Below are 14,085 nucleotides of genomic sequence, written 5' to 3' on the forward strand. Positions count from 1 at the left end.
AAGAGGTGTGTCCCCGGGTCGGCGGCCCGAAAACGGACCACCGGCGTCGGTCAGCCCGCCGGCGTACGGAACGTCTGCAGGAACGTCTTCAGCGCCAGCCGGTTGGTGGTGTCGTCCCAGGTCGCGGCCGGGGTGGTGAAGCGCAGCGAGAAGCCGTCGCCGCCGCCCGTCAGAATGCCGCGCCCGAAGGTGTGGACGCGCGCGTCCCCCGTACCGGCCAGCCACTCCAGGTCGGCGGCCTTGTGGCCCTGGTAGGTGACGGCCCGGACGGCGCCGACGCGGTGGTAGCCGGGCAGCTGCCGCAGATCCGGTTCGACGTCGTCCCGCCAGACGGCGACCGGGTCGGGACCCACGCGCTCGCTGTGGGTGACGGCCAGCGTGGGGGAGGCGCCGTCCGGGCCGAAGGTGATGCGGTAGGCGCCGGTGGCGCGCTTGGTGGCCAGCCGTGTCCAGCCGTCGGGCAGGGCCACCGAGAAGCCCTCCGGGGCGGTGTAGGGGTGGTAACCGGCCGGGGAGGCGGACGGGGTGCCCGGAGTGCGGCTCGCCGAGGGCGTCGCGGTGCCGCCGCCGGTGTGCCCGCCGGTGGGGGTGGCCGCGGCAGAGGGGCGGTGCGCGGTCTGCGTCGTACCGGTGCCCGGGAGCTGGTGGGCCGCGGCGAGGACGGCGGCGGTGACGGTGAGCGCGGCCAGCGCGGTACCGGCCGCCAGGGCGCGTCGGCCGTGCTCCCGCCCGGCGAGGCGCACACCCGCGTACGCGCCGCGCAGCCGGGGCCGGGGAACCGGCTGCCGGTCGGCGTCGGTGTCCTCGTCGAGGGTACGGACCAGGGCCTCGCGGACCACCGGCCGGGTCAGCCGCTCCCGCGAGTTCTTCCGCAGCAGCCCCTGCACGGCCTGGGTGAGCGGGCCTGCGCGCAGGGGAGTGCGCAGCGGCAGCCGGTCCACGGCCTTCAGGGTGGCGTCGGGCCGGCCGCGGTCCCGGAACGGCGGCCGGCCCTCCACCATCGTGTACAGCAGCGCCCCCAGCGCCCACAGGTCGGCGGCCGGCCCGATGCGCTCGTCACGGGCCTGTTCCGGCGAGGCGTACGACGGTGCCGTCAGCCGCGGCACCAGCGTGGCGCCCGCCAGCCCGAACCCGGTGACGACGACGGGGCCGCTGTCCCGTACGAAGACCTGGCCGGGGCTCAGCTCGCCGTGGGTGATCCCCTCGTCGTGCGCGGCCTGGAGCACATCGAGCAGCTCCAGACCGATCCGGGCCGCCCGCACCGTGTGGAACGCGCCCTCGTGGTCCAGGAGTTCGGTGAGCGGCGTGCCGTCGATCCACTCGGTGACGGTCCACAGCGCGCCGGCCTCCACCACGGCGTCGACCACGGAAGCGACCTGACCGGGGCACAGCAGCCGCATGGTCTCGGACGTCCGGACGACACGGGCCGTGATCCGGCGCACGCTGTCGTCGGCGGAGGCCTCCGGCAGGGCGGTCTGGGCCACCAGCCGGGGCTGCTCCGCCGCCACGTCCTCGGCGTACCACCACAGGCGGTTCGTCTCCCGGGTGAAGACCTCCAGGAGCCGGTAGCGTCCGGCGACCAACTCGTGTGCGGAGACGTGCGCCTTGACCATGGTCATCCCTCGCTGGAACCCCTGTTGTGTGTCTCACAGAGGTACGCGGGATGCGCCGGGGTGCGTTCAAAGAATCCGTGACCAGGCCGCGTTCCTGCCTTTTATTCAACTCTTCGAAAGGGCTTGCGAGTTTGCGATGGTCGTCCGCCGTGGCCGTTCGACCTGCGGGTAACCGACGGTAAATGTCCGGTGCGGCCCGGCCTCACAGCAGTCCGAACCGCTCCGCCCGGTCGGTGAGTTCGCGCGGTGTCGTGTTGCCGCCGCACACCACGAGTCCGATCCGGGCGCCGTCGCCGACCCGTGCCGCCACCTCGCAGGCCGCAGGCAGCAGACAGCCCGCGGCCGGCTCGGCCCACACCTTGGCGTGGTCGGCGAAGTCCAGCGAGCCCTGCACGGCGTCCCGGTCGGAGACCACCAGAACCTCGTGGACGAGCGCGGACACATGGTCGTAGGTCAGCTGCGAGACGGCGGGCGCGCTGAGCGTGGTGACCAGGGAGGACAGGGGCACCGGCACCGGTCCGCCCGCCTTCAGCGCGGCGGACATGGCCTCGGCGCCCTCGGTCTCCACGCCCCACACCCGCACCCCGGGGCGTCGGGCGGCGAGCGCGGCCGCGATCCCGGCGATCAGTCCGCCGCCGCCGATGCTGACCACGACGTCCGTCGGTCCGCCGGCGTCCTCGGCGTCTTCGGCCAGCTCCAGCCCGACCGTGCCCTGCCCGGCGATCACCACCGGGTCGTCGAACGGGTGGACCAGGGTCAGCCCCTCGTCCCGCAGCCGCGTCACCAGCTCGAAGGCGCTGTCCATGCCGTCGGTCAGCCGCACCGAGGCCCCCGCCTCCTGCACGATCCCGACGGAGCGCGCGGGCGCGCTACGGGGCATCACCACGGTCGCCTTCATGTCGAGGGCCGCGGCCATCACCGCGAGGGCGACTCCGTGATTGCCGCCGCTGACCGCGACCACGCCCGCCGCCCGCTCGTCCTCGCTCAGCGAGAGCAGCTTCGCCGTCGCCCCGCGTGCCTTGAACGAACCGGTGCGCTGGAGCAGTTCGAGCTTGGCGGTGACCGGGACGCCGAGCAGCGCGGTCAGGCCCGGGCTCGGTACGGTCGGTGTCCGCACGACATGCCCGGCGATCCGCTGCGCCGCGGCTTCGATCTCCGTGATGCCGATCAAGGTGCTTCACCCTTCCTGCGCGGGGACGGGGCCGCGCCCCTCGCACCCTGACCCGCGGCGACCGCCGAGGTCAACACGGTTTCAGTCCGTGATCACCGGGGCCTCACAGCTCGCGGTCCACCAGGAAGTCCAGCAGCCGGAACAGCTCACCGGCGGCCTCGGCCGCCAGTGGCACGCCCGTCAGCAGCGCCCGCGCCGCGTCCGTGTGCGCACGGGCCCCGGCCAGCGCCGCCGTACGGCCGCCCGCCGCCTCGATCAGCGCGGCGGCCTCCGCGGTCCGCCCCGGGGCGTCGAGCAGCTCGGGGAGTCCCTCGGCCGCGGGGGAGCCGAGCGCGGCCAGCACCGGATACGTCTTCTTGCGCTCGCGCAGATCGCCGCCCACGGGCTTGCCCGTGACGGCCGGATCGCCCCAGATGCCGAGCACGTCGTCGACCAGCTGGAAGGCGACGCCGAGATGCCGTCCGGCCCGCTCCAGCGCGGCCACCGTGGTCTCGGGTGCCCCGCCGAGCGCCGCGCCCAGCGCGGCGGCGCAGCCCAGCAGCGCACCGGTCTTGCCCTCCGCCATGGTCCGGTACTCCTCGGGCGTCACCCGCTCCGGGCCGGTGCAGGGCCGTGCGGCGAACAGCAGGTCGTCGGCCTGCCCGCGCACCAGGTCGGCGAGTGCTCCGGAGAGCAGCCGTACCGCCCCCGCCCCCTGCGGAGCGGCGGCGAGGGTCTCCACCGCCAGTGCGAACAGGGCGTCCCCGGCGAGCACCGCGGGACCGGTGCCGTACGCCTTCCACACGGCGGGGCGGCGGCGCCGGGTCGCGTCGCCGTCCATGATGTCGTCGTGCAGCAGCGAGAAGGCGTGCACCAGCTCCACCGCGACCGCGGCCGGGATGCCGGCCCGTCCGTCGGCGCCCGCCGCCTCGGCGCCGAGCACCGCCAGCGCCTGCCGCACCCCCTTGCCGCCCGGCGCGGCGGCGGGCGCCCCGCCGACCTCGCACCAGCCGAAGGAGTACGCGGCCATCTCGGCCACCCAGGGATGCAGCCGCCCCACCGCCTCCCGCAGTGCCGGCTGCACCAGGTTCCGGCAGCGGGCGAGGACTTCGGCAGCGGAGGGCGGAGCCTGAACGGCGCTCACCGGGCGACCTCCGCCTCGACACCGAACTCCTCCTGGGCCCGGGCCACCATCTCCCGGGCGTGCTTCAGCCCGCTGCGCTCCAACGTCCGGGCCAGATCGGCGAGTTCGGCGGCCGTCTCGGCGCGGTCGCGGCCCAGCTGCGCCAGCGACTTGGCCAGCCCCAGCCGGGCCAGCGCGGCCCCGCGCGGCTCACTCATCGCCCGGAACTCCTCCAGCGCCAGCTCGTACAGCTCCCGCGCCTCGGCGTAACGTTCCGCCCGGTACAGGACGTTGCCGCGCATCTTGTGGTTGTAGGCGAGCGCGCTGGACAGGTTCATCGCCCGGCAGCCCGCCTCCGCCTGCGACAACAGCTCCAGCGCCCGGTCGGTGTCCTTGTCGCGCACCGAGAGGATGTCGGCGAGTCCGCGCAGCGCCCAGGCGTGCCCGCGCCGGTCCTCCGCCCGCTCGGCTATCTCCGCCGCCTCCTCGAACAGCGCGTACGCCCGGTCGTAGTCGCCGGTGTTGCGGTGCATCTGCGCGATGCCCTCCAGCGCCCACACCGTGTGCCGGGCCTCACCGCGCCTGCGGGCCTCGGCCAGCAGCTGCTCGTGCAGCCGGCCGACCGCCTCGTAGTCGCCCTGGATGCGGCCGGTCTCGGCGAGACCGGCCAGCGAGTACCCCCGGCAGACGATGTCGCCGCCCCGCTCCCCGAGTTCGGCCGCGAGTCCGAGCAGCCGCCAGGCCAGCGGGAAGGCTCCGCGCTGCCGGGCGAGGGTGCCGCCGCTCCACAGCGCCCACGCCATCGCGGCCGTGTCGTCGGCCTCCCGGGCGGCGCGGTAACTCGCCTTCCAGGCCCGGTCCGCGTCCTCCACGTGACCGAGTCGCCGGTGCGCCTCGGCGACGGCGAGCCCGCAGCGGGCCGCCTCGGCCGGGCGCCCCGACCGCTCGGCCTCGCGCAGCTTCTCGGTGCCCTCAGCCAGCACATCGACCAGCGAGGAGTTCACGGACAGGGTGGTCAGTGCGCCCTGGTACTCGGGGGCGAAAGCCTTGCCGTACATGCGTACCTTTCTATACACGCAGTGTATACATCACGTGCATAGTGAGTCGGAATTGCGCCCCGGCCGTAGGACCGGGGCGGTTCGGTCTGTTGCCGATCAAGACGCAGGCACAGCGCAGGGGGTTGCCCGTGCGACCGGGTCACCCTGTGAAGTTTCAGTGTTGCTGGGTCTTCTGCGGGGTCAGCTCACTCGGACGCACCACGACGAAGCCCTCGCCCTGGAGCATCAGCTGCACGGCCTCGCCGGAACCGCCGCGCAGCATGGAGCCGATGGACTGGGAGCGGTGCAGCGAGGTCTGCAGATGCGCGGTCCAGCCGACCACCGCGTCCGTGTCGACGTACACCGGGGACTGCGCGGAGACCGGGATCACCAGCGGATTGCCCTCGCAGACCAGGCCGAGCCGGCCCTGCCCGCTGAACACGCTGTTGAACAGACCGCCGCCGGCGATGCCCGACCCCTTGACCGTCTTGATCTCGTACGCCAGCGAGGCGTCGAAACACAGCACGTTGCGGCCGTTGACCGTGAACCGGTCGCCGGCCTCCACCTCGACGATGAAACAGTTCTGCGCCTCGTGCGCGAACCAGGCCTCGCCCTGCCCGCGCACCGCCATGAGGGGCAGCCCCTCGCCGGTGACCGCACGCTTCAGCATGCCGCCGACGCCCTGCCCCTTCCGCTCGAACTTCAGGTCCCCGCGATAGGCGACCATCGCGCCCTGGCGGGCGTACATCTCGCCGCTCACCGCGTACTTGATGCACTTGGCGTTCTGGACGGACATGCCCGGCTCCACGGCCGGCTGCACCATGTGCTCACTGGAAAAGAGATCACCCTTCATGCGGGGCATGGTGTCCCGGAGGATGCCATTCCGCCAAGATCGCGGAACGTGTCCGGTCAGCCACCGAACAGCTGGGCCCAGTAGGTGCCGGCCCGGCCGCCGCCCGCGAAGCCGACGCCGATGTGGCCGAACTCCCGCTTGAGGATGTTGGCGCGATGACCGGGGCTGTTCATCCAGCCGTCCACGACCTCGGCGGGGGAGCGCTGACCGCAGGCGATGTTCTCGCCGATCGTGTGCCTGCGGGACCCCGCGGCGCGGGCCCGGTCCCAGGGCTGGGAGCCGTCGGGGCAGGTGTGGTCGTAGAAGTCGCGGGCCACCATGTCCGCGCAGTGCGCCTGGGCGGCGGCCGTGAGCAGCGGGTCCACCGCCAGTGGGGGCAGGCCGGCCCGGCCGCGTGCGGCGTTGGTGAGCACGACGACCTCGGCGGCCGCGCCGGTCAGCGCCTCCGGGGTGAGCGGAGCGGCCCACAGTGCGGTCCAGTACCGGTCGCCGCCGTCGGCGTGCGCCAGGGCGGCGTGCCGGAAGGCCGGGTCGAGCAGGGTGCGCCGGGAACGCGCCGACTGCAGACAGTGGTCCACGAACCCGGCCGGGGTGCGCGGGCCGGAGACGAGGTGCTCGCCAACCGTGACGTACGCGTATCCGGCGGCGGTGATGCGCTGGTGCACCGAGACGCCGTCCCGCCCCTCGCCGCCGAGCCGCCCGGCGTCCGCCATGGCGCGGGCGTGCGACCGCGCGGCGGAGGCGAGGCGCGGATCGAGGGCGACGGCCGGGGAACCGGCCTGTGTGCGGGCCGAGTTGACCAGGCGGAGGAAGCCGTCCGCGGCGTCTTCCGCGAGCCGCGACGCGCGGGTGCCGGTCATGGCCGGCCGGGCGGGGTGGCTGCGCGCCCCGGGTACGGCCGGCGCCGTCTGCCCGCCGTCGTCCGTGACCTGCACCCCGAAGTCCCGTGCGAGCCCGGCCAGCCCGTCCGCGTAGCCCTGCCCGATCGCCCGCAGCTTCCAGCCCGTGCCCGGCCGCACATACAGCTCGGCGAGCAGCAGCACGGTCTCCGGACCGGGGGGCGGCGGCGCGAACCGGGCCACCGTACGCCCCGCGCCGTCCGTGACCTCCAGCCGGGGAGCGGGCAGCCGCCCGAGCGGCGTACCGGGTACGGCCGCGCTCACCACCACCGTCACCCGGCACGCACCGGAGCGCAGCCGGCCCGGATCGACGGCCAGGGCGTCACCGCCGAGCAGGACTCCGGGTGCCTGAGCCTGGTTGTAGAACACGAAGTCGGCGTCGGACCCGACTTTGCCGTCCGCCCCGGTGACGAGTGCGGACACGTCGAAGTCTCCGGCCACCCGCAGCCGCACCGCACCACCGGGCAGCGCCAGATTGCCGCCGGGCACCAGCTCGCTCGTCACGCACAGGACAACGCCCCGCACTCCACAGAAGGTTCCAGCTGTGCGGGGGCGCGAGGAACTGCGCGACCGGACCGCGGGCGCCCGCAACCGGCAACGGTGGACGCCCCTACCCCTTGGCCGCCCCCTGACCACAGAACCCGGCTTCCAAGGCCCCCGCCAGCGCATCCGACACCTTCCCGTTGTTGGACGTGTTGGCGACAGCCGTAAAACTGCGCGAACCATCCTCCGAGGCGAAGGCATACGTGTAGTACCCCTGCACCACCCCCGTGTGCCCGTACACCGACACCCCGCACGACAGATCGCGACGGCGCAACCCCAGCCCGTACGCCGTCGTACCGTCGACCGGCGTGAACCGCTCCATCTCGCCGAGCCGCGCAGCGGACAGCAGCTCGCCCCCGAGCAGCGCACGGTAGAAGATGCCGAGATCCCGCGCGCTGGAGATGATCGCCCCCGCGCTCTGCGCCCACGACACGGTCTGGTCGGTGGCGTCGACCAACGGCTCACCGCCCTGGTCCGGGGTGAGGTACCCACGGGCGTACCGCCCCGGAATGACGGTCGAGGGATGGACGTAGAACGTGTCCCGCAGCTTCAGCGGCTTGAAGACGCGCTCCTCGTACTCGGTCCCCACGGAGTGCCCGGTGAGCTTCTCGATGAGCATGCCCGCCACGACGAAGTTGGTGTTGGAGTAGGAGTACGCGGTGCCGGGTTCGTTGGTGAGCGGCTTCCTCAAGGAGAGGTCGACCAGTTGGCGATGGGTGAAGACCTTGTTCCGCACCGCCTCGAAGCCGGACACGCTGTCGGCGAACAGGTCGTTGGTGTAGTCGTACAGGCCACTGCGGTGGCTCAGCACGTCGCGGACCGTGATCCGGTCGTCCGGCAGCAGCCCCGGCAGGTAGCGGTTGACCGGTGCGTCGAGCACCAGCCGGTCCTCGTCGGCGAGCTGCAGCAGGACGACGGCCGAGAAGGTCTTGGTGACGCTGCCGACCCGGAACCGGTCGTCGGCGGTCAGGGCCCGCCGGGTGCTCCGGTCGGCAACTCCGCGCGCCGCCGTGTACGTCCGGCCCGGTTCGTCGATCCTGGCCATCGCGCCCGGCGCGCCCTGGTCCACCGCGGAGCGCAGGGCCGCGGCGAGGCCCGCGGGGTCGGGAGCCGGGAGCGCCGTGGCTGCCGCCGGCGTGTCCGCCTCTGTCGTCGCGGCCCGCGCCGGGACCGCCAGGAGCGACAGTGCGACCGCCCCGAGGAGCACGCCCCGCCCCACCGTTGCTGAGACCATCCGGCACCCTCTTTCAGCGATACGAACCCGCACGGCGCGTGATGCGACTTCGGTCACATTCCGGCCCTGGAACCTAAGGGATGGGGACGACGTCTCCACAGCCGACACACAGTTGGTCAGCTCCTGATCACTCTGTGGCGCGCATTTGTAAAGGATTGCCCTAGAAGGTCGAGAAATCGATCATTCCGCCTTTACGTGCACATGACTGGTCAGCAAGGGTTGCGCCTCGGGGCCCGACCAGCCCCCGTGACGCCCAACCGCGTCACGCGCCAAGGCGGTTGGGGATCCCGGCTGCCTTCGAACGAAGGAACCCTGATCAGTGCGTAGACCGCACATACGCAGCGTCGCCGTCGCCATCGCGGTGACCACCGCTGCCACGGGCCTGGCCGGCACGGCCTTCGCGGGCTCCTCCACGGGTGCGGAGCGGTCCACGGCCGCCGCCACCACGAACGCCACGGCAGTGGTGGAGGCGGCGCGCACCGCGGCCTTCGCCCACGCCTCGGCGACCGCTGTGTCCCAGGGCGACGAACTGCACGCCCAGGACGTGATGCTCGACCCCGAGGGCGCCCGGCACGTCCGGTTCGTCCGTACGCACGACGGCATGCCCGTGCTCGGCGGTGACCTCATCGTCCACCTCGACCACAAGCTGTCCTACACCGGCGTGACCCGCGCCGCCGGACACGCCGTCAAGCCGGCCACCACGCAGGCCAAGCTGACCGCGGACCAGGCCGCCGACAAGGCCGCCCAGGCCGCGAAGGGCGACGCGGGCACCGCCCAGCTCGTCGTCGACGCGCGCGACGGTTCCTCCGCCCTCGCCTACCAGGTGACCGTGACCGGCCAGGACGGCTCCCACACCGTCGTCGTCGACGCCGTCACCGGCAAGGTGCGCAGCAACACGCCCGACAGCGACGAGTTCCTGTCGCCCAAGCTGCTCGAAAGCCTGCGCAAGCACGGTGAGACCGCCGACCCGGCCACCGGCATCGGCTCCGCCTCCGGCGAGTCCGGCCTGCTCGGCTCCGGCGTCTCCGGCGCCACGACGAGCTACCCGTCGGCCGCCAAGGGCACCGGCAAGACCCTCTTCGTGGGCAGCGTCGGTCTGACCACCACGCAGACCTCGCGCGGCCACTACCAGCTCAAGGACCCGAGCCGGTACGGCACCGAGACGCGCGACGCCAAGGGCTCGACCACCGAGAGGTTCGGCTCGGGCGCGAAGTTCACCAGCACCACCAACGTGTGGGGCAACGGCACGACCGCCAACCGCGCCAGCGCCGCCGCGGACGCCCAGTACGGCATCACCAAGACGCTGGACTTCTACAAGGCCACCTTCGGGCGCAAGGGCATAGCCAACAACAGCAAGGCCGCCCAGGGCATGGTCCACTGGGGCAAGAAGGTCGCGAACGCCTTCTGGGACCCGACCTGCAACTGCATGCTCTACGGTGACGGCGACGGCCAGATGTTCAAGAAGCCGCTCGTCGTCCTGGACGTCACCGGTCACGAGCTGACCCACGGTGTGGTGGACGCCACCGCCAAGCTGGAGCCGACCTACGTCGACCCCGACGGCAACCAGTTCGGTGAGCCCGGCGCGCTGAACGAGTCGCTCGCGGACATCTTCGGCTCCAACGTCGAGTTCTACGCCAAGAACGCCAAGGACACGCCGGACTACCTGATCGGCGAGAAGCTGGGCCTCGCGCAGAAGTTCCTGCGCCGCCTCGACCACCCCTCGCTGGACAAGCTCGAGGGCACGATCGACTACTGGGCGCCGCGGGTGCACGACGCCGAGGTGCACGCCGGTTCCGGTGTCTCCTCGCACGCCTACTACCTCCTCGCCGAGGGCAGCGGCAAGAAGACGATCAATGGCGTCAACTACGACTCGCCGACCTACAACCACGCCACGGTCAAGGGCATCGGCCGCACCAAGGCCACCGCCATCTTCTACCGGGCGCTCACCCGCTACATGGTCTCCACGACCGACTTCCACGACGCGCGCGTCGCGACGCTGAAGGCGGCCAAGGACCTGTACGGCGCGAACAGCACCGAGTACAAGACGGTGGACAAGGCGTGGGCCGCGGTCAACGTCACCGCCGCCAACACGCCGTCGCACCACTGACGGACAGCCGCACCACCGGATGCCCCGCCTTCGCGCGGGGCATCCGCATGTCCGCTCCCACCCGTGCAACCCGCTGTGTGACCATGACCCGTTCACCGGCTCGCGCACCCGTGTGGAAAAGATCTACCCGTTCCGGAAGCGGGCCTCGGAGTTCCGGAAGGTGCGGCTGGGGAACTGGTAGGGGAACGGCTCTACCTGCCCGTGGTGAGTGCGAAGACCAGCCGGCTGGAGGAGTGGATGCACCCGGACGACCTCGGCGAGACCACCCACCGTCACCTCTTCCCGCCGACCGGGCGCCGGACCGCACGGGCGGGACGGGAAACCCACCGGGGTGCGCACCCGCAGCCTCGGCGGGACCATGACCTCCGTGGGGTACGCAGGAACGTCCCGGACGGTCCGCATGCCACCCGGCGGGTCCGTCACGCTGCGGGACTTCGCCCGGTGACCGGGCGGCTCGGACGCGTCTGCCGCGTCGTCGCCGCGCTGCTCACGGCCGTCTCCTGCCAGTCCGGACCCGCCCGGGCGGCCGCACCGGCGCCGCCCGCCGCACGGGTCTTCGGGGCCGTCACCTGGGCGGCGAGCGCCGATCGCATGGGCGAGGGCACCGCCGATCGGGGCTACCGGCTGATCGTGCACACCAGCGTCGGCGGCACCGGTCTGCGCGTCCGCGTCAGCAACGCCTTCGGCGACCGGCCGCTGACCCTGGACAGCGCCTACGCCGGCCTGCGCGGCAGGGGCGCCGCCCTGCGCCCCGGCAGCAACCGGCGGCTCACCTTCGGCGGCGACCGCACGGTCACCGTGCCCGCGGGCGCCGTCGTCTGGAGCGATCCGCTGCCCGGCAGCTGGCCGGCCGGCAGCGACCTGGCCGTCAGCCTGCACAGCCCGGACGCGGCCGGGCCGGCGACCGGCCACTGGATGGCGATGCAGACCTCGTACACCGGCCAGGGCGACCACACCGCCGAGGAGAGCGCCCGCACCTGGAGGCAGACCACCGGCTCCTGGTGGTACCTCGACGCCGTGTCCGTACGGCCGTCCCGCGCGGCCACCGGGGCCGTCGTCGCGCTCGGCGACTCCATCACCGACGGCTGGGCGTCCACCACCGACGAGAACCACCGCTGGCCCGACTACCTCGCCCGGCGCCTGCACACCGCCCACGCCCCCGTCCAGGGCGTCGCCGACGAAGGCTTCTCGGGCAACAAGGTGCTCGCGGACGGCGCCGGGCCGAGCGCCCTGAACCGGCTGGACCGGGACGTGCTGTCCCTGCCCGGCGTCCGCACCGTCTTCCTCTTCGAGGGGGTCAACGACCTCAAGGCGCACACCGGCGTCACCGCGCACGACCTGATCGCCGGGTACCGGCAGATCGCCCGGCGCGTGCACGCGGCGGGGAAGTGCGTGGTCGCCGCCACGGTCGGCCCGTTCGAGGGCTGGCCCGAATGGGACCCCGGCGCCGAGGCCGTGCGCCGGGAAGTGAACCGGTACATCCGCACCGGCGGCGACTTCGACGCGGTCACCGACTTCGACCGCACCCTGCGCAGCCCCTACGACTCCGCGCGGCTGCTGCCGTCCCTCGACGGCGGCGACCACCTCCACCCCAACGACAAGGGCATGCACGCGCTGGCCGACACCGTCGACCTCGCCAGGCTTCGCTGCGCCCGCTGACCGGAGCTGCGGCCGGGCCGGCGCGACCCGGTCGGCTCCGGCGCGATCAGCCCCGCAGTGTCTCTGCCCAGTTCACCGGAACGCGTCCCGCCGGGCCGGGCACGGGCTGATCGGCGGGATGACTGGCGGGCGGGGCCAGCTCGGGGCCCCCGGCGTACAACTCGTCCGTGGTGTAGTTCCAGAACCACTCCTCACCCGGCTCGAAACTCCGGATCACCGGATGCCCGGTGGCGCGATAGTGCGCGGTGGCGTGCTTCGCGGGGGAGTCGTCGCAGCACCCGACGTGCCCGCACTGCGCGCACCGCCGCAGATGGAACCACCAGCCCCCGGCCTCCTCGCACTCCACACATCCCGGACCGCTCGGCGGAACGCCCGGGTCGACTCCTTCGACAGTGCTCATACCGGTTCCTCCACTTCCTCCGCCGGAGTCCCGGCGGTCAGCGGCAGCAGCACCTGGAAGCGGGTGTCGCCGGGCACCGACTCCACGCGCAGGGTGCCGTGGTGCTTGTTGACGACGATCCGCCAGGAGATGTCCAGGCCGAGCCCGGTGCCCTGGCCGACCGGTTTCGTGGTGAAGAACGGGTCGAAGATGCGGTCCTTGATCTCGGGCGGGACACCGGGCCCGGTGTCCCGGAACTCCACCAGCAGCCGCTCGTGGTCGAGCCCGGTCCGCACGGTCAACGTGCCCGTGCCGCCGACGCTGTTCATGGCGGACACCGCGTTGTCGATCAGGTTCGTCCAGACCTGGTTCAGCTCCGCCGGATACGCGGGCACCGGCGGAACGGTGCGGTCGTACTCCTTGACGACCTTGATGCCGGGTCCCCTCTTGCCCGACAGCATCAGCAGGGTGCTGTCGAGGAGCTCGTGCACGTCCACCACACGGTAGGGGGCACGGTCCAGCTGCGAGTACTGCTTGGCCGCGTCGACGAGATGCGAGATACGAGTGGTGGAGTCCTCGATCTCGTTCATCAGCAGCTCGGTCTCGATGGTGTAGTTGAGCCAGCCCACCGCGCCCGGCAGGATCTCCTCGTCCACCGCCGCCGCGACCTGCTCCAGCCAGTCGATGTCGAGCCCGGCCTGCACGAAGGTGGGCGCCAGCTGCCAGCCGTAGTCGATCCCGTGGTCCTCCAGCCAGTCGGTGAGCGTGTCCTCCCGGTCGCTGGCCTCCAGCGGGCTGAGCACCGGCGCCTTCGCCACCCGCTCCGCGGTGCGCTCCTGGATCTCGATCAGGCCGGCCAGCGCGTCACGGGAGAAGGGCCCTTCGGCGATCACCCCGAGCTTGTGCCGCATCTTCGCGACCCGCTCGCGCAGGGTGGCAGTGGCCCGGACCGCTGCCGCCGCCGGGTTGTTCAGCTCGTGTGTGAGCCCCGCCGACAACGAGCCGAGCGCCAGCAGCCGCTCCCGCTGCCCGATCGCCGCCTGGGTGTTCTTCGAGCCGAAGAACAGACCCTCCAGCAGGTGCGTGGCCATCGGGAACCACTCGCTCATGACCTCCGCGAAGATGTCCGCCGGCAGCACGAAGAACCGCGTCGGCTCCGTCACCCGCATGGAGTTGTTGTAGACCTGCCGCACCCGGTCACCGAGGTAGGCCTGCATCGCGCCCGCGTACACGCCGCGCTGCGAGGTGCGGGTGACCTCCACGTCGTCGCCGGCGACCCGGCGGGACAGCACCACCGTGCCCTCGATCATCACGAAGAAGCAGGTGGCGGGATCGCCCTCGGTGTACACCGGGCCCGGCTCGAACAGTTCCACCCGTCCTTCGCTGCACAACCGCCCCAGCTGCTCGGGGCTCAGTTTCTCGAACAGGAAGAGCGAGCTGATCTCCCGGGGGCTGCACGGCATGATCCGACCGCTCATGACTGCTCCC

The 14,085-nt window shown here is 72.5% G+C and carries 11 protein-coding genes; 2 read left to right on the forward strand and 9 right to left on the reverse strand.

Annotated elements, in window-relative coordinates:
* Window positions 1-50 precede the first annotated feature (50 nt).
* The 7 genes from ACZ41I_RS07260 to ACZ41I_RS07290 form a co-directional block, all read right to left on the reverse strand.
* Window positions 51-1,619, reverse strand: coding sequence for a protein kinase domain-containing protein (locus ACZ41I_RS07260; RefSeq protein WP_468513401.1), 1,569 nt, complete (start codon window positions 1,617-1,619; stop codon window positions 51-53).
* A gap of 196 nt (window positions 1,620-1,815) precedes the next feature.
* Window positions 1,816-2,784: a pyridoxal-phosphate dependent enzyme gene (locus tag ACZ41I_RS07265; protein ID WP_468513402.1), complete on the reverse strand. Its 969-nt coding sequence runs from the start codon at window positions 2,782-2,784 to the stop codon at window positions 1,816-1,818.
* 103 nt (window positions 2,785-2,887) lie between these two features.
* Window positions 2,888-3,907, reverse strand: a complete 1,020-nt coding sequence (locus ACZ41I_RS07270) for a polyprenyl synthetase family protein (RefSeq protein ID WP_468513403.1) — start codon at window positions 3,905-3,907, stop codon at window positions 2,888-2,890.
* A complete protein-coding gene (locus ACZ41I_RS07275) occupies window positions 3,904-4,944 on the reverse strand; it encodes a tetratricopeptide repeat protein (protein ID WP_363219023.1) in 1,041 nt (346 codons plus the stop codon). Before ACZ41I_RS07275 ends, ACZ41I_RS07270 begins: the two co-directional genes overlap by 4 nt.
* Window positions 4,945-5,098: 154 nt before the next feature.
* Window positions 5,099-5,776: an AIM24 family protein gene (locus ACZ41I_RS07280; RefSeq protein ID WP_468513404.1), complete on the reverse strand. Its 678-nt coding sequence runs from the start codon at window positions 5,774-5,776 to the stop codon at window positions 5,099-5,101.
* A gap of 56 nt (window positions 5,777-5,832) precedes the next feature.
* Entirely contained in the window at window positions 5,833-7,200 is a 1,368-nt protein-coding gene (locus ACZ41I_RS07285; RefSeq protein ID WP_468513405.1) for a CAP domain-containing protein, read from the reverse strand.
* Between the two features lie 85 nt (window positions 7,201-7,285).
* Window positions 7,286-8,452 (reverse strand): serine hydrolase domain-containing protein, encoded by a 1,167-nt coding sequence (locus ACZ41I_RS07290; RefSeq protein WP_468513406.1) that lies wholly within the window; start codon window positions 8,450-8,452, stop codon window positions 7,286-7,288.
* Between the two features lie 319 nt (window positions 8,453-8,771).
* Between ACZ41I_RS07290 and ACZ41I_RS07295 the strand changes: the two genes are divergently transcribed.
* Window positions 8,772-10,559, forward strand: coding sequence for a M4 family metallopeptidase (locus tag ACZ41I_RS07295; RefSeq protein ID WP_399762495.1), 1,788 nt, complete (start codon window positions 8,772-8,774; stop codon window positions 10,557-10,559).
* Between the two features lie 441 nt (window positions 10,560-11,000).
* The gene (locus tag ACZ41I_RS07300) at window positions 11,001-12,218 is read left to right on the forward strand and encodes an SGNH/GDSL hydrolase family protein (protein ID WP_468513441.1); all 1,218 of its coding nucleotides are present in this window, start codon (window positions 11,001-11,003) and stop codon (window positions 12,216-12,218) included.
* A gap of 46 nt (window positions 12,219-12,264) precedes the next feature.
* Here the strand turns inward: ACZ41I_RS07300 and ACZ41I_RS07305 are convergent, their stop codons facing one another.
* Together ACZ41I_RS07305 and ACZ41I_RS07310 are read right to left on the reverse strand one after the other, a co-directional pair.
* Entirely contained in the window at window positions 12,265-12,618 is a 354-nt protein-coding gene (locus ACZ41I_RS07305; RefSeq protein ID WP_363219017.1) for a UBP-type zinc finger domain-containing protein, read from the reverse strand.
* Window positions 12,615-14,075: an ATP-binding protein gene (locus ACZ41I_RS07310; RefSeq protein ID WP_363219016.1), complete on the reverse strand. Its 1,461-nt coding sequence runs from the start codon at window positions 14,073-14,075 to the stop codon at window positions 12,615-12,617. The genes ACZ41I_RS07305 and ACZ41I_RS07310 overlap by 4 nt, the downstream gene beginning before the upstream one ends.
* Between the last annotated feature and the right edge of the window lie 10 nt (window positions 14,076-14,085).

The sequence above is a fragment of the Streptomyces sp. NPDC030799 genome (assembly GCF_055572255.1).

Excerpts from the sequence above, each read along its gene's own strand:
- ACZ41I_RS07260 (WP_468513401.1), bottom strand. The coding sequence starts at position 1,619 with ATGACCATGGTCAAGGCGCACGTCTCCGCACACGAGTTGGTCGCCGGA.
- ACZ41I_RS07310 (WP_363219016.1), bottom strand. The coding sequence starts at position 14,075 with ATGAGCGGTCGGATCATGCCGTGCAGCCCCCGGGAGATCAGCTCGCTC.
- ACZ41I_RS07305 (WP_363219017.1), bottom strand. The coding sequence starts at position 12,618 with ATGAGCACTGTCGAAGGAGTCGACCCGGGCGTTCCGCCGAGCGGTCCG.
- ACZ41I_RS07275 (WP_363219023.1), bottom strand. The coding sequence starts at position 4,944 with ATGTACGGCAAGGCTTTCGCCCCCGAGTACCAGGGCGCACTGACCACC.
- ACZ41I_RS07290 (WP_468513406.1), bottom strand. The coding sequence starts at position 8,452 with ATGGTCTCAGCAACGGTGGGGCGGGGCGTGCTCCTCGGGGCGGTCGCA.
- ACZ41I_RS07280 (WP_468513404.1), bottom strand. The coding sequence starts at position 5,776 with ATGAAGGGTGATCTCTTTTCCAGTGAGCACATGGTGCAGCCGGCCGTG.